Source organism: Nonomuraea sp. NPDC049480, assembly GCF_044465905.1.
GTDB lineage: Bacteria > Actinomycetota > Actinomycetes > Streptosporangiales > Streptosporangiaceae > Nonomuraea.
This window is the reverse complement of the sequence record NZ_JBITMD010000003.1, coordinates 216,755-231,450: the sequence shown is the minus strand read 5'-3', so window position 1 is coordinate 231,450 and position 14,696 is coordinate 216,755. Positions and strand designations below refer to the sequence as shown.

Below are 14,696 nucleotides of genomic sequence, written 5' to 3'. Positions count from 1 at the left end.
GACCGTTCAGGCGCTGGACGTCAGCGTCATGAACGCCGAGCGATGCCAGACCAGGGGCCGGTGCGGGAAATCGTCCCGGAATCCCAGCACGCGCAGGACGATGATCTCGTGATCGCCGGCGTCGTGCGCGGCTTCGATCGAGCATTCCAGCCAGATCGCCGCGCCGTGCAGGAATATCGACCCGGAACCGGACACCAGGGTGTCGATTCCATCAAGTCGGGTGTCCCTCTCCCGGGACGCGAGTTGGCGGGCCTTCTCCGTATGGCCCTCGCCGAGCACGGACACGCCGATGGCCGGGGCCTTCGCGAGCAGAGGCCAGGTCGTCGACGACCGCTGGACCGAGCAGAGCACGAGCGGGGGATCCTGGGACACCCCCACGCTGAACGAGGAGACCACGAGAACGGCCGGGTCGCCGTCGACGACTGCTGCAAGCGCCGCGACGCCGGACGGAAATCCCGAGAACACCCTGCGGAGGGCGTGGACATCGTCGACGTAGGGCCTGATCATGTACGTTCCCTCCGTCCGACGCCGCGAAGGACGACCGCTCGCCACGAGTCCAGCCAGGATTCCAGGGACCCGTCGGTCCCGTAGGTGCTGTCGATCAGGTACAGGGATGGAGCCGGGCAGATCGCACCGAGCTCGACGAGGAGCGGTTTGAGGTGCGTCTCCGGTGCCATCGCATGCATGGGCGCCGCACCGAGCATCACAGGAACCGCGACGACGCCGGCCAGCCCGTTCTGGCCGGGGAAGCGCTCGAGGAAGAGCTTGAGCAGGCCCGTGTACGTCGCCTTGAACGTGGGAGAGGCCACGATGAGCACGTCGGCCTTGGCCACCGTGTCGACCGCCGCCTGCACCTCCGCGTTCGTCCAGTCCAGCAGGGCCGCACCGAACTCCGAGAGTTCGATGACACTTATCTCCTCGCCCAGCCCTCGTGCCAGCCTCTCCGCCGCGTCCCTCGTACGGGAAGCCGGTTTCGGATTGCCGATCAGGGCCACGATCCGGTCTTCACTCATCGGTCACCTCGTCTCTCTTGAACTGGAAGTACTCCCGCCCACGCACCTCGTCCTGGTTCATCTGGGCGATAAGGTCGTCGACGGTCTCGAATTTGATCTGGGGACGGATGAACCATTCGACCGAGACTTCGGCCCTGCACCCGTAGATGTCCTCATCGAAGTCGAGGATGTACGCCTCGATCGTCCGCGTCGAGGCGTTGAACGTGGCGTTCGGCCCGATCGAAACGAGCGCCGCGAGCGACGCGGCCGAAGGCCTGGCCTCATCCGGGTCGGCGCGCTGGAGGATCGTCAACCGTCCCGCGTAGACCCCGTCTCCTGGAAGCATGGTGGCCGGGTCGACGTCGATGTTCGCCGTGGGGAAGCCCAGCTTCTTCCCCCTCCCTTCGCCTTGAACGACGGGGCCGGTGGCATAGCCGAGAAAGCTGCCGGGATTCGATTCCAGCACGTCAGGGCCCTTTCTTCCCGGATGGCCGGGCTGCGGTGAACCCACCGCAGGTCCGAGCATCGCGGCCGCCATGACGCACAGGGCCGCGGACACGGCGAGCACCGCAAGGGCCGTACCTTCGGAGGCGATGGCGAGGAACGCGGCGGTCGCGGCACTTCCGAGGACCCCGCCCGCCTGTTTCACCGCGTTGTAGGCACCTGCAGCAGCACCCATGAGCCTGTCCGGTATCGCCGTCAGCGCGGCAACCGAGAGCGGTGCCCAGATGAAGGAGTTGGCGAAACCGTAGAGCACGAAAGCAGCGGAGAGACTCCATTCGTTCGCCCTCGTCAGTACGAGCACGGCGGAGGCCGCCATGGAAACGGTCAGGGATACCGAGCCGACGATCGCGGTGAAACGGCTCCCCCGCGCGTTCACCGAGCGGCCCGCGAACGGTGCGGCGACCGCCGAGACGACACCCATCGGGACGAGCGTGAGGGCCGCCTCGATGGGATCCAGCCCCCGGCCGTCCTGGAGGTAGATCATGACAGGGATCATGGCCGCGCCGACGGTGAAGGACGCCGCGGCGCTGCCGAGCGCGGCCATCACGAATCCGCGGCCGCGGAAGAGCACGACCGGCAGCAACGCGATGTCCGGCCTGCTGCGCTGGGCGTACACCACGCCACCGACGAGCACCGCGCCGACGCACAGGAGGAGCCAAGCCGGCATGAGCCCCAGCACGACGCCGCCCGGCGAGGCCGCGCCCTCGTGGATTCCCGCGACTATGGCGAAGGCCCCGGCGCCGCTGATCAGCACGGACGCGAGCGGTATCGAGACGGACAGGCGCGCGGAACGCGGAATCCAGCGCCAGGCCGCGATCCAGGCCGCGATCCCGATGGGCACGTTGACCAGGAATATCGACTGCCAGCCCCACGTCCCCACCAGGACGCCGCCCAGGAGCGGCCCGCTGACCGCGGCGGTTCCCCCGACCGACGCCCAGATTCCCAGCGCCGTCGCGAGTGCCGGAAAGGTGAAGATCCTTCGTATGATCGTCATGCTCTGCGGTGTCATGAGCGCCGCTCCCAGCCCCTGTGCGACGCGCCACAGGATGAGGATGCCGGTGGTCGGGGAAAGCGCGCACAACAGCGAGGCGGCCGTGAAGAGCCCCAGCCCGAGAAGGTAGACCCCCCGCGCGCCGAACCGGTCACCGAGCCGGCCTGCGACCAGGAGCGGGATGGCATAAGCGAAGAGGTAGGCGCTGTTGACCCAGATCCCGGTCTGCTCGCCGGCCCCGAGCTCCTTCATGAGCGCCGGCAGCGCCACCGAGATGATCGTGCTGTCCACGAGCAGCAGGAAGAACCCGATGCAGAGGGCGGCGAGGGCCAGCCAGTCGCGGCGAACCGGAGCCTGGCCCGGCACCGCCTGACGGATGGTGTGCTCGGTGGGTCCCGAGCGGGCGGACCGCTTCATGGGGCGAGGTTCTCGCCGAGCGTGCGGCCGGCGTACCGGGGGGCGAGTGCGCCACGGCGGCGGAGCTCCGGGACGAGCAGTTCGGCGATGTCGTTGAGTCCCGAAGGCATGCCCAGCGGGCTGGAGAACATGTAGCCGCCGCGGGAGTCGGTCGCGGCGAAGTTCTCCTCCAGCGCGTCGGCGACGGCGCCCGGGCTTCCGGTGAGCGTGTGGTCGATACCCGTGGCGCTCTTCCAGCCGTGCTCGAAGAACTCTGCCCGGCCCATGCGGTAGCCGTCGCCGTACTCCCCGGCCAGCCGGGACACGAGCCCGGCCTGGGTGGCCTGCGCGGCGTGGAGCTTGTCGCGGAGGTCGCCGAGCAGGAATTTCGCCGGGAGCTTGGACAGGTCATAGCCCATGTTGTGGGAAAGGTACGCGCCGACCGCCTCCTCGTCCCAGAATTCCAGCACTTCCGCACGCCGCGTACGGGCCTCCTCCTCCGTTCGCGCGACGATCACCTGTGTCGCCCAGAGAATGCCGACGCTCTCCGGCTTGCGCCCTTCGGCGACCAGCGCCTCGTCGAGCATCCGCCGGTGCCGCTGCTGGCCACTGAGGTTCGCGCCGAAACCGAAGACCACGTCGGCGAAGCGGGCCGACGCCGCGATACCGCGGGGCGAGTTTCCCGCCTGCACCAGCACCGGGCGGATCTGCGGGCTCGGTACGGCCGGCAGCGGTCCCTTGACGGTGAAGAACCGGCCGCGGTGATGGATCGGCGAGACTTTGGCTGGATCGGCGAACCGGCCGGAGTCCCGGTCGCGGACGATCGCATCCGGCGCGACCGAATCCCACAAGGCCTGACAGACGTCGACGAACTCCTCCATGCGCGCGTAGCGCAGGTCATGCTCGAGAAGCTCGTCGTAGCCGTAGTTGGCGGCGTCGGCGCTCCGGGTGGAGGTGACCACATTGAACGCGATGCGGCCGCCCGTCACGTGGTCGAGCGAGTTCAGCAGGCGCGCCACGTAGAAGGGGTGCATGAACGTCGACGAGTAGGTCAGGCCGAAGCCGATCGACGAGGTGACCGTGGACATGGCCGCGATGACCGGGGCCATGTCGTGTCTCGGCCACTGGATTCCCCATTCCACGGCCGGTTCGATCGAGCCGCGCCAGGTGTCCGGGATACCACTGCCGTCCCCGAAGAAGAGCATGTCGACGCCGGCGCGCTCCGCGGTTTGCGCCAGTTCCATGAACATGCGCACGTCGGGGAAGTCACCCCCCACCCATGAACCCGCGCGCGCCCAGCGGCCCTCGGTGTGGGTGAAGGACAGGTCGAAGGCGATGTGCATTCCGCTCATCGGAGGACCTCCAGGTCGTTCGCCGCCTCTCGTTCCTTCCACAGAGCGGCGATCTCGGCCGCTGTGGACAGCACGGCCACGTTGAGCGCGAGCTGCTCGAGGGAGTTCTTCTGGAGGCGCGTGTCATAGGCCGCCACCGCGTCGACGGGAACGACGACCGGCCAGCCGAGCTGGAAGGCATCCGTGGCGGTGGCGGTGACACAGCATTCGGTCGTCAGGCCGGCGACCGCGACCCAGTCGATCCCCTCGGCCCGCAGACGGGCCTCGAGATCGGTGCCGATGAAGCCGCTGTAGTGGCGCTTGGCCACGCGCGGCTCCCCTTCGGCCGGCGCGACCCGGAACCACTCGGCGCCGCGGGTGCCGATGACGCAGGGTTCGCCGGGATCGGGTGGCGCATCGAGATCACCGCCGCGGAACCATGCGCTGGACCGCCACGGGTTCTCCGGGTCGCTCGCCAGTTCGATCCACAGAACAGGCACCCCAGCCGCGCGCGCGGCTTCGACGAGTCGCGACGTTTCCGTGATGGCGCCCTCGACGAGTGCGGAAGCCTGCTCGTCCAGGCCGTAGGACGTCAGGAACGCGGGATCGCCGAAGGAACGTTGCACGTCGACGACGAGCAGCGCCGGCCGGCGACCGGGCGAGGACAGAAAGGACAGTTGCTGTGTGCGGAGGCTTTCCATCAGGCGGATGCCTCGTCCAGCGCCCGCAGGGCGGGAAGCACGGTCTCACCGAAGAGCAGCATGTCTTCGTCGTACTCCGGGAAGATCAGCATCAGCCCGTCGAGCTCGCCCTCACGCACGACCGTCGCGATGTGCTCGATGATGGTGTCGGTTGACCCGCTCACATACGGGGTCTGGAACGCCGCCTCGCCGGTGGCGCCCTTCGCCCAGGCACGCGCCTGCTGCTCCGCTATGCCCCAGGACGAGCGCATGGCGGCCAGCGCTTCGCGGTCCACGCCCTCGCCCCACCGGCGGACTTTCTCCTCGGCGGCGGCGTCGGTCTCGTCCTGGACCACGGTGAGCATCGAGTACGTCTTGACCGTGCGGCCCAGCTTCGCGGCCTTTTCATGGACGTCCCGGGAAAGGGCCCGCATTTCCTCGAGGTTGTCGGCCCCGAGGAAGGCTCCGTCCGCGTAGGCGGCCTGAAACTCCCTCGCGTCCGCCGAACGACCGGCGCTGATGAGGGTCGGCCGGGTTTCGGGATGGGGCCGCGATTCACAGTTGTCCAGAGTGAAGAAGTCGCTCTTCATGGTGACCGCGTGCTCCGACCACAGCCGCGTCACCGCCTGCGTCCACTCAGTGGTCATCCGGTAACGATCGGCGTGGCTGAGGTCGGTGTCCCAGAGGCCGAATTGCTGAAACTCCCCCGCATACGCCCCGTTGACGATGTTCATCCCGGCGCGGCCCTGGGAAATTTGCTGCAGGGTGGTGAACATCTTGGCCGCGATCGCGGGGTGATGGATGTTCGCGTGCATGGTCGCCCAAATCTTCACGCGCTCAGTCGCCTCGGCCAGGGCCGACATCATCGTCATCGACTCCAGGGTTTCGCCCCAGTGGTCGGTGGTGCCGCCGAAGCCGCGCCATTTCGCCATGGACATGATGAAATCCAGACCGATGGCTTCGGCATGCAGCGCCGCACGCTTGTTGTAGGCATACGTGGCTTCGGGATGCGGCGCGGTGGTGGAGAGCATCCACCCTCCGCTGCCTATGGGGAGGAAGATTCCATATTCTTTCGGGGACACGATGCCGCCTTCCGGTATGCGCGTTGACATCAGGCAGCCGGCCAGGCCAGCTGACCCGACTGGTAGAGGGCCGTGAGGTACGAGGAGTCGAAGAAGGACTTCGCGTCCGCGGCGCTCGTCTTCTTCACCATTGAATGTTCGGCCAGCAACTCGGCCAGTGCGGTGACGTTGTCCATGTCGACGAGCCCGAGCGGGGTGTCCGCCGTTTTGGTCTGCTGCACCAGCGCGACCTCGGTCTGCCAGATCTTCAGGTTCTGCGCCTTGTCGTATCCTCCGTCGGACAGGTCGGCGGCGTACCCGACGCATTCCTCACCCTTGGTGGAGCAGTAGTCGTAGGCGTGCAGGCCGGCCCGCAGGAAATCCTCGACGGCGGTCCGGTGCTTGGCGGCGAAGTCCGGGTTGGCCGCCATTCCGCCGAGCGAGCCGGGAACGTGGTAGTCGTAGGGCCGCCAGACCTTCACCTGCCGGCCGGCGGCCGCGAGCAGGTTCGGCTCGTTGGAGATGAATCCCGTCAGGGACTGGACCTGGCCACGAGGCAGGATGGACGGGTCGTAGCCGACGACGACCTGTTTGATGGAAGGGACGTCCGCGCCCGCCTTGGTCAGCATGGCGCTGATCCCCACCGGCAGGCTGCCCTTCTGCCCCAGGGTGGTGCCGTTGAGCTGCTTGAGATCGGTGATGGCCGGCATCGTCATCAGCACCTCGAGGCCGGCATTCGAATAGGCGGAGATGCCGAGGATGCCGACCCCGTTGTCGCGGGCCTGGATCACGTCCTGCTCGCTGACCGGGCTGATGGTGACCTGCCCGCTGGCCAGGAGCTTGGTGTTCTGACCGGTGTTGCCGGTCCCGGGCTTGATGTCGACGTCGAGGCACAGGGCGTCGAAATAGCCCAGCTTCTCCGCGGCGAGATACTCCAGGATGGACGCCGAAGCCTGATAGTAGTAGCCCGTCAAGTAGGTGATCTTGCCGGCCGCCTTGTTCTGTGCGCAGCGTGCGGCGGAAATGGCGGTTCCGCCCGGCGTGGCATGGGCGCTGGTTGTGGTTCCGTCCGGCGCGCCCTCGGCGCTGCTTGTGTCGCCGGCGCACCCGGCGAGCCCGGAAGCGGCGACAACGGCAGCGGCGGCGGCCACAAGGGCACGCAGCAAGCGTTTCTCCATGATTTACTCCTCGCATGCGCCAAGCGCACGACAGATATGGGTGAGGTTTGCCGCCCGGGCACGTGGCGCCGGGAAGATGCCGAGCAGACGCCGGCGAGGCCGCTCGGTCGCGGCCGGGGACGTCAGTCGGCCGCGCCCTGGGTGCTCTCGTGCCAGTGCAGGGCCCTGCGTTCGGCGATCGTGACGACGAGGAGCAGCACCGACCCCATGAGGGCCAGGATCGCGATCGACGCGTACACGACGGGAAGGCGATTCATGGTCGAGGCCACACTGATCGCGGTGCCGAGCCCTTCCGCCGCGCCGGGGGCCGAAAGCTCGGCGACCACGGCACCCACGATGGACAGGGGGAAGACGATGCGCAGCGCGGCGAACAGGTACGGCAGCGAGCTCGGCACCCGGACGCGCCACAACATTTCCAGCCGCGACGCGTTGAGCGTGCGATAGACCTGCACGACCGAGAGCGGCACGGCGCGCAGCCCGACCGAGGTGTTGATGAGGATCGGGAAGAAGCAGATCAGGCCGGTGACGATCAGTTTGGGCTCGGGCCCGAAACCGAAGGCCACCACGAGAACCGGCGCGATGGCGACCAGAGGGGTCACGTTGAGGACGACCGCGACCGGCATGATCGCCCGTCGCGCCCACGGAAGCTCGCTGACCGCGACCGCCAGGACGAACGCCGCGGCGAACCCCAGGGCGAGCCCCAGGAGCGCCTCCTGGAGTGTGACCCAGGCGTTGCCGAGGTAGTAGTCCGGCTCCTCGGCCAGCGCCTCTACGACCGAGGAAAGTTTCGGCAGGAGGTAGGGCATCGAGCGGGCGCCCCACTCCCACAAGGCGCCGAGCACGCACAACATGACGGCGAGCGGGAGCCAGATCTTCGGACGCACAAAACCGATCCGCGATCTCGGATGGCGCAGGCTGTAGCGGGACGGTCCGGCGGCGGGCTCCGCGACGGGGCGCTCGGCTTCCGGCAAGGTCGCGACGACATCGTCGAGGGAAGTCACGTCGGTATTCCTCCCGTCACGCGACGTGCGTGTGCCAGGCGGCACGCAGCTTGTCTCGAATCAAATCCTCGAATCGGTGGAACTCGGGCGTCTTGAGCAGGTCACGCCCTCGTGGCCTGGGCAGATCGACGGGGACGACGTCGGTGACGCGGCCGGGCTTCGGCGCCATGACGACGATCATGTCGGAGAGCCGGACCGCTTCGCTGACCGAGTGGGTCACGAAGACGACGGTCGTCTTCAACTCGTCCCAAAGATCGAGCAGCTGTTCCTGCAGGCTCTCGCGGGTGAACTCGTCGAGCGCCGAGAAGGGCTCATCCATCAGGAGAACGTCGGGCTGCAGGCCGAAAGCCCGGACGATGGCAGTCCGTTGCTGCATGCCACCCGAGAGCTGGCCCGGCAGCCTGTGCGCGGCTTCGGCGAGGCCCGCCTTGCTGAGAAGCGCCGTCATGTCGGGGCACGCCGGAGTGCCGCGATGCGTCGTCTGACCGATGGCCGATCGCCGCCGGCCGGCAGTCCGGTTGACCTTCTGGGGCAGCGTGACGTTCTTCAGCACCGACAGCCATGGCAGGAGGGCCGGTGTCTGGGGCACGAGCCCCACCATTTTCGCCGCGCAGGCTTCTTCCGGGCTGACCCCGTAGATGCTGACCTCACCGCGGTCGGCCGGCTCCAGCCCGGCGACCAGGCGGAGAAGCGTGGATTTCCCGCAGCCGCTGGGGCCGATGACGCTGACGAACCGGCCGGGCTCGATGGACAGGCCGACGTCGTCGAGCGCCACCATCGCCGAAGCTCCGAAACCGTAGACCCGGCGGGCGCCGCGCACCTCGATCGCTGCCGCGCTCATGCGACGACCTGGCACTCGGGACGGCAAATAGGCATACCAGGAACCATGACGCTCTCCCAACCGCTGACACCACTTCGAACGCCGGAGAGCGTGCGGTGCGAGTTCGTATCTGCACCGCGGAAATCCGAGTAGCTAGGACGCTAAGGAGACTACATTGCGTGGCTTCGACAGTTCTGTTGCCAGGGTGTTACGGCTCCGCGGGCGTCATCACTCGACCAGCGGCACGATGTCCCCGTCGCCCTGGAACAGAAGCACTTCGACGCCCAGGTCCCGGGCTGCGGTGGCCACCCAGCCCGAGAAGGCCTGGGACACTGCTTCGCTCACGCACAGGATGGCTCGGCCGCCAGGCAGGATCGAGCGGCTGAGCCACACGAGCTTGAACATGTCCGCCATGACCTTGTTGCGATGATGCGACTTGTACGTCCCCTGGTTGGCGACGAGCTGTACCAGGAAGCGGTTGTGCGCGTCGACTCCCTCCACCTCCACCCGGCTCCCGTCCGGCAGCACGAGCGTCCGCGGACGAAGCCGGACGTCGAACCTCATGCTGAGGCCCTCCAGCATCCGCCGTTCCGTCGAATCAGGACGAATCCGGTGCCAGACCTGGGGATTCTCTTCTTCGGCCAGGGTCACCCCGGAAGTGTAACCAGGCCTCGCAATGCGTAACCAGGCCTCGCAGAGCCGTGTGACGAAGACCGCTCCCATCATCCCGGCGGTTCCGGGACCCACGAACATGCCTCTGACCTGGCCAAGTGGCTGCGATGCTGCTCCGGAACGCCTACGACATCGACGAATGCTGCGGCCAGACGCAAACGAGTGTGCGGTCTCCCGTACGCGCTACGCCGCTGACCGTTCCATTCCTCCCCGAGAGGCGACGCGGCGGCCCGTCCTCGTGCCGTCTGGTCATGCGCTGTCCGAGCGAGTCAGACCGAGCTGGGCGCACACCAGGAGGGCGACCTCGATGTCGAGCCGGTTCTCGGTGAGGGGGTGGCCGAGGATGTCCTCGGCCTTGCGTACGCGGTAGTGGACGGTGTTCTTGTGAACGTGCATCCGCGTGGCGGCGTCGGTGAAGCTCCCCTGGGCGTCGAGGAAGACGCGCACCGTCTCCCGCAGCCGGTTCATGGACTCGTCATCGCGCATGAGATCGCCGAGGGCCCGCTGGGCCCAGGCCTTGACGTCGGCGAGGTGATCGACCAGAAGGCCGGCCAGCGCGACGCGGGAGTACATGGTGAGCGCGCGATCGGGTCCGGCGCCGCCGGCCGCCACGCTGCGGGCACGCTGCGCGTCCCGGAAGGTGCGGCGGAAACCGTCGAGGCCGGGTGAGGGCTCACCGATCGCGACGCGGAGCCCGGGACGCTTGCGGAGGTCGTTCTCGAGCAGGCCGGCGTTCAGGGTGGGCCGGCCTGCGGAGGAGATCCAGACCCAGGATGTCTGCTCGTCGGCGGATATCGCGAACGGGATCCTGCCCGTGGCGGCTCCCAGCATCGCCGCGCCCGCACGGAGCTGGGCCGCGCCGGGATCGATCGTGCCGGGCGGTAGCCAGATGATCGCGGCAAGGTGCCATCCGGTCAGGGACATCGCGAGCATCTCCTCGGCTGAGGCGAGGTCGAGCGCCTCGGTGTCGAGTACGGCCCGGAGTTGCGCGGCGCGGGCGGCGTCGGAGCGCGCGTCCCAGCGCCTGCGTTCGTCCTCGTAGATGTCGATCAGGCCTTCGATGACCTGGTCGATGTAGCTGTTGACCAGCAGTGCGATCCGGCTCGTGGTCGCCAGCGCGTCGGTGGTCGGGAGCTCGAGGTCGCCCAGCGTGGTCATCGCCCACTGCAGGAACATGTGCTCGCCGAGGCGGTAGGCCCGCAGCAGCGCTTCGAGCGACAGATCGTGCTGGGCGAAGCGGCGGGCGTATTCGGCCGCGGCCGGGGGCACGGTGATGTCGCTCAGCGAGATGTGCAGCGTCAGCATGTCGACGATCGCCGCCAGGTTCGACGAGGTGCTGGCGATCATCAACTGCCGCACCGCCTCGTCGTGGCGGAACTCGGGGATGACCTCGACGAACATCGTGGTCATCTCGGTGGTGAGAGTCGGAAGGTCTGTTTCGATGCGTTTGGCGACGTTCCGCACGATCACGTCGATGCTGGCGTGCATGCCGGGACAGTACCTGAGGCGGGGACATGTCGTCTGCGCTGGTCCGCGCCCGGAAGCGCCGCAGTCCGCACCCGGAGGCGCCGCCGGTCACGGTTTGTGACGCCGGCACAAAGGGGGCGATTCGGGCTGGGGTGCAGGCCCATGGTCGGCTGTTCCGGCCCTGCCTATGGTTTCTCGTGTGACCTCCGTCACGATGCGAGTTTTCCAACGGTGAGGAAACGTGCCGCACATCGCCGAATTGCCGGACCTCCGCGCAGCCCAGAACCCGACCGGCCCGTGTGTCGCCGACGACCACGACCAGCTGGACAATCAGACTTTCTTGCACCGTGTCCGGACCGCCGCGACCGTCCTGCGCGCTCACGGAGTCGGCGCCGGGGACGTCGTGGCGGTGGTTCTTCCCAATCGTGTGGAACTCGTCGTCATCATGTTCGCGGCTTGGCGTCTGGGCGCTGCCGTCACGCCGGTGAATCAGGGACTCACCGACGGCGAAGCCCGCTACCAGATCGAGGACTGCGCGGCGAAAGTCGTGATCGCCGACGGCGCCCGCGCCATCGGGACCCTCGACGTGGGTGCCGTGACGGGCGCCTCCATGGAGGCGGAGGACGCGCGCCCACATGCTTCCGACGCGCTCGCCCTGATCATCTACACCAGCGGGACCACCGGGCGCCCGAAGGGCGTGATGCTCGACCACGCCAACGTGGCCGCCATGTGCCAGATGATCATTGAAGGGCTCGGTCTGGACGAGACCGACCACAGCCTGCTGATCCTGCCGTTGTTCCATGTCAACGGCATCGTCGTCAGCGTGCTCTCGCCGTTGCTGGCGGGCGGGCGCGCCACCGTCGCCGCCCGGTTCCAGGCCTCGGCGTTCTTCGCCTCGGTCGAACGCGCGCGGCCGACGTACGTCTCGGCGGTGCCGGCCATCTACGCGATGCTGGTGTCGCTGCCCCCCGGCGTACGGCCGGACACCTCCTCCCTGCGCCGGATGATCTGCGGGGCGGCGCCCATGCCGGCCGAGCTCATCGCCCGCTTCGAGAGCCGGTTCGGGGTGCCCGTCGTCGAGGGCTACGGCCTGTCGGAGGGTACGTGCGCCTCGACGCTGAACCCGCCCGCCGGCCCCCGCAAGCCCGGAACGGTCGGGCTGCCGCTGCCCGGGCAGACCGTCGCCGTGATGGACGCCGACGGCCGGCTCGTCCAGGACGGATCGCCGGGTGAGGTCGTGGTCCGGGGCCCGAACGTGATGCGCGGCTACCTCGGCATGTCGCAGGAGACGGCCGAGACGATCGTGGACGGCTGGCTGCACACCGGGGACGTCGGGCGTTTCGACGCCGACGGCTACCTCGTCCTGGTCGACCGGATCAAGGACATGATCATCCGCGGTGGGGAGAACATCTACCCGAAGGAGATCGAGAACGTCCTGCACGCGCACCCCGCGGTGCTGGAAGCGGCCGTGGTCGGCGCACCCCACCCCGTGCTCGGCGAGATCCCCGTGGCGCACGTCGCGCTGCTGCCGGACACGATGGCCACAACCGAGGAGCTCCTCGAGCACTGCCGTGCTCAGCTGGCCCGGATCAAGGTGCCGGTCTCGGTCTTCATCTCCGAGTCGCTGCCGAAGAACCCGGTAGGGAAGATCGACAAACCGCGCCTTCGCGCACTCGCCCTGCGCTCCTAGCAGACCGCCCTACGACATCAAGCGCCCGAAATCCTCAGAGGCCGTCGGGCGCGGACCCGGCACGCCCGAAACCGCCGCAGAAAGGCAAGGAACATGGGGTTCACAAAGGGTGACTTCCCCCCGGTGGACGTGGAGACGTTCCTCGGCAAACCGCTCCGGGAACGGCTGAAGGAGCTGGCGCTGCACTGGGTGCAGTACGGCTTCGGCACGCCGAAGATGATTCACACGATCTATGTCGTCAAGCTCCTCCTCCTCTACGTCGCCGGCGGGACGGCCCTGGTGACCTGGACCTCGGGCGCCGGCCCGTTCTGGGACGTCGCCGGCTGGTGGAACGAGCCGATCGTCTACCAGAAGCTGGTGCTCTGGACGGTCTTCCTGGAGGTCACCGGCCTGGCGGGATCGTGGGGTCCCATCGCCGGCAAGTTCAAGCCGATGACCGGCGGCATCGTGTTCTGGGCGCGGCCGGGCACGATCCGGCTGCGGCCGTGGAAGCGGGTGCCGTTCACCGGCGGTGATCGCCGTACAGTCGTTGACGTGCTGCTTTACCTCGCCTTCCTGGCGAGCCTGCTCGCGGCGATCGTCCTGCCCGGCGCGCCGAGCGCATCACTGACCGCGGCACTGCCGGACAACACCTCCGGACTCGTGAGCCCGGCCCTGCTGATCGCTCCGATCGCGTTGTACGTGCTCAACGGCCTGCGCGACAAGACGATCTTCCTGGCCGCCAGGGGTGAGCAGTACCTGCCCGCGCTGGTGTTCTTCGCCGCGCTGCCGTTCGCCGACATGATCATCGCGGCGAAGCTGCTGATCTGCACGGTGTGGATCGGCGCGGGAGTGTCGAAGTTCGGGCTGCACTTCACCAACGTCGTCGCGCCGATGGTGTCCAACAGCCCCAGCGTCCCGGCGAAGTGGATCAAGCGGCTGCACTACCGTGACTTTCCCCGCGACATCCGCCCGTCGAAGGTCGCGACCTTCATGGCGCACGTCGGCGGCACGACCGTGGAGATCGTCACGCCGCTGGTGCTGCTGCTGTCCACCGATCGCCGGCTCACGATCGCGGGGGTGGTGCTGATGGTGGTGTTCCACCTGTTCATCACCTCGACGTTCCCGCTGGCGGCGCCGCTGGAGTGGAACGTCCTGTTCGGCTATCTGACGGTCTTCCTGTTCCTCGGCTTCCCCGCCTGGGACGGGTACGGCGTCGGCGACATGTCCTCGCCGTGGCTCCTGGCCGGGATCGTCGCCGCGCTGGTGTTCTTCCCGATCCTGGGCAACCTGCGCCCCGACCTGGTGTCGTTCCTGCCCTCGATGCGGCAGTACGCGGGCAACTGGGCCTCGGCCCTGTGGGCCTTCGCGCCGGGCGCGGAGGAGAAGCTGAACACGCTCCCCCACCGTCCGACGATGAACCAGGTCGACCAGTTGCAGGCGATGGGTTACCCGCGGGCGGTCGCGGAGATCACCATGCAGCAGACGATCGCCTGGCGGTCGATGCACAGCCAGGGGCGCGGCCTGTTCTCGGTGCTGATGAAGAACCTTCCGGATCTGGACCGGCGCACCGTGCGCGAGGCCGAGTTCGGATGCAACTCGCTGATCGGCTTCAACTTCGGCGACGGCCACCTGCACAACATCGACCTGATCAACGCCGTGCAGTCCAGGGTCGGGTTCGCGCCCGGCGAGTGGATCGTGGTGTGGGTGGAGTCGCAGGCGATCCACCGCAAGGTCCAGCACTACCAGGTGATCGACGCCGCGCTGGGGGTGATCGAGCGCGGCACCTGGAAGGTCTCCGACGCGGTCAGGGAGCACCCATGGCTGCCGGACGGCCCCATCCCGCTCGACGTCACCTGGACGCATGATCAGGGGGTACGGGGAGCGGTGGCGACGGAACCGCTGCCCGGGTGAGTACCCCGGTAGTGCGCCAG

General features: G+C 68.0%; 13 protein-coding genes. 2 read left to right on the top strand and 11 right to left on the bottom strand.

The genetic code is table 11. The annotated features are described in order from the left end of the window. Positions 1-6: 6 nt before the first annotated feature. From ACIBX3_RS10875 to ACIBX3_RS10825, 11 genes are all read right to left on the bottom strand, one after another. On the bottom strand, positions 7-507 hold the full coding sequence (locus ACIBX3_RS10875; protein ID WP_397115472.1) for a flavin reductase family protein: 501 nt from the start codon (positions 505-507) through the stop codon (positions 7-9). Next, the gene (locus tag ACIBX3_RS10870) at positions 504-1,013 is read right to left on the bottom strand and encodes an NADPH-dependent FMN reductase (RefSeq protein WP_397115470.1); all 510 of its coding nucleotides are present in this window, start codon (positions 1,011-1,013) and stop codon (positions 504-506) included. The genes ACIBX3_RS10875 and ACIBX3_RS10870 overlap by 4 nt, the downstream gene beginning before the upstream one ends. Further along, a complete protein-coding gene (locus ACIBX3_RS10865; protein WP_397115468.1) occupies positions 1,006-2,904 on the bottom strand; it encodes an MDR family MFS transporter in 1,899 nt (632 codons plus the stop codon). Before ACIBX3_RS10865 ends, ACIBX3_RS10870 begins: the two co-directional genes overlap by 8 nt. Continuing rightward, complete coding sequence (locus ACIBX3_RS10860) at positions 2,901-4,235, bottom strand: NtaA/DmoA family FMN-dependent monooxygenase (protein ID WP_397115466.1); 1,335 nt, start codon at positions 4,233-4,235, stop codon at positions 2,901-2,903. The genes ACIBX3_RS10865 and ACIBX3_RS10860 overlap by 4 nt, the downstream gene beginning before the upstream one ends. Next, the gene (locus ACIBX3_RS10855; protein WP_397115464.1) at positions 4,232-4,915 is read right to left on the bottom strand and encodes a cysteine hydrolase family protein; all 684 of its coding nucleotides are present in this window, start codon (positions 4,913-4,915) and stop codon (positions 4,232-4,234) included. Before ACIBX3_RS10855 ends, ACIBX3_RS10860 begins: the two co-directional genes overlap by 4 nt. Further along, the gene (locus tag ACIBX3_RS10850; protein ID WP_397115462.1) at positions 4,915-6,006 is read right to left on the bottom strand and encodes an LLM class flavin-dependent oxidoreductase; all 1,092 of its coding nucleotides are present in this window, start codon (positions 6,004-6,006) and stop codon (positions 4,915-4,917) included. Before ACIBX3_RS10850 ends, ACIBX3_RS10855 begins: the two co-directional genes overlap by 1 nt. Beyond that, positions 6,006-7,133, bottom strand: a complete 1,128-nt coding sequence (locus tag ACIBX3_RS10845) for an ABC transporter substrate-binding protein (protein ID WP_397115460.1) — start codon at positions 7,131-7,133, stop codon at positions 6,006-6,008. Before ACIBX3_RS10845 ends, ACIBX3_RS10850 begins: the two co-directional genes overlap by 1 nt. Positions 7,134-7,255: 122 nt before the next feature. Beyond that, a complete protein-coding gene (locus tag ACIBX3_RS10840) occupies positions 7,256-8,134 on the bottom strand; it encodes an ABC transporter permease (protein ID WP_397115458.1) in 879 nt (292 codons plus the stop codon). Positions 8,135-8,150: 16 nt separating this feature from the next. Next, complete coding sequence (locus tag ACIBX3_RS10835) at positions 8,151-8,975, bottom strand: ABC transporter ATP-binding protein (RefSeq protein ID WP_397115456.1); 825 nt, start codon at positions 8,973-8,975, stop codon at positions 8,151-8,153. A 207-nt stretch (positions 8,976-9,182) separates the two neighbouring features. Further along, entirely contained in the window at positions 9,183-9,605 is a 423-nt protein-coding gene (locus ACIBX3_RS10830; protein WP_397115454.1) for a hypothetical protein, read from the bottom strand. A 270-nt stretch (positions 9,606-9,875) separates the two neighbouring features. Beyond that, positions 9,876-11,114 carry a PucR family transcriptional regulator gene (locus tag ACIBX3_RS10825; RefSeq protein ID WP_397115452.1) on the bottom strand — a complete coding sequence of 413 codons (1,239 nt, stop codon included), beginning with the start codon at positions 11,112-11,114 and terminating at the stop codon, positions 9,876-9,878. A 220-nt stretch (positions 11,115-11,334) separates the two neighbouring features. Here ACIBX3_RS10825 and ACIBX3_RS10820 point away from each other — a divergent pair, with 220 nt between their 5' ends. Together ACIBX3_RS10820 and ACIBX3_RS10815 are read left to right on the top strand one after the other, a co-directional pair. Beyond that, a complete protein-coding gene (locus ACIBX3_RS10820) occupies positions 11,335-12,783 on the top strand; it encodes a class I adenylate-forming enzyme family protein (RefSeq protein WP_397115450.1) in 1,449 nt (482 codons plus the stop codon). 93 nt (positions 12,784-12,876) lie between these two features. Continuing rightward, entirely contained in the window at positions 12,877-14,676 is a 1,800-nt protein-coding gene (locus tag ACIBX3_RS10815; protein WP_397115448.1) for a DUF3556 domain-containing protein, read from the top strand. The last annotated feature ends 20 nt before the right edge of the window (positions 14,677-14,696 follow it).

Bases quoted from the DNA above. Each gene is read 5' to 3' on its own strand.
- ACIBX3_RS10875 (WP_397115472.1), bottom strand. From the start codon at position 507: ATGATCAGGCCCTACGTCGACGATGTCCACGCCCTCCGCAGGGTGTTC.
- ACIBX3_RS10870 (WP_397115470.1), bottom strand. From the start codon at position 1,013: ATGAGTGAAGACCGGATCGTGGCCCTGATCGGCAATCCGAAACCGGCT.
- ACIBX3_RS10865 (WP_397115468.1), bottom strand. From the start codon at position 2,904: ATGAAGCGGTCCGCCCGCTCGGGACCCACCGAGCACACCATCCGTCAG.
- ACIBX3_RS10860 (WP_397115466.1), bottom strand. From the start codon at position 4,235: ATGAGCGGAATGCACATCGCCTTCGACCTGTCCTTCACCCACACCGAG.
- ACIBX3_RS10855 (WP_397115464.1), bottom strand. From the start codon at position 4,915: ATGGAAAGCCTCCGCACACAGCAACTGTCCTTTCTGTCCTCGCCCGGT.
- ACIBX3_RS10850 (WP_397115462.1), bottom strand. From the start codon at position 6,006: ATGTCAACGCGCATACCGGAAGGCGGCATCGTGTCCCCGAAAGAATAT.
- ACIBX3_RS10845 (WP_397115460.1), bottom strand. From the start codon at position 7,133: ATGGAGAAACGCTTGCTGCGTGCCCTTGTGGCCGCCGCCGCTGCCGTT.
- ACIBX3_RS10835 (WP_397115456.1), bottom strand. From the start codon at position 8,975: ATGAGCGCGGCAGCGATCGAGGTGCGCGGCGCCCGCCGGGTCTACGGT.
- ACIBX3_RS10825 (WP_397115452.1), bottom strand. From the start codon at position 11,114: ATGCACGCCAGCATCGACGTGATCGTGCGGAACGTCGCCAAACGCATC.
- ACIBX3_RS10815 (WP_397115448.1), top strand. From the start codon at position 12,877: ATGGGGTTCACAAAGGGTGACTTCCCCCCGGTGGACGTGGAGACGTTC.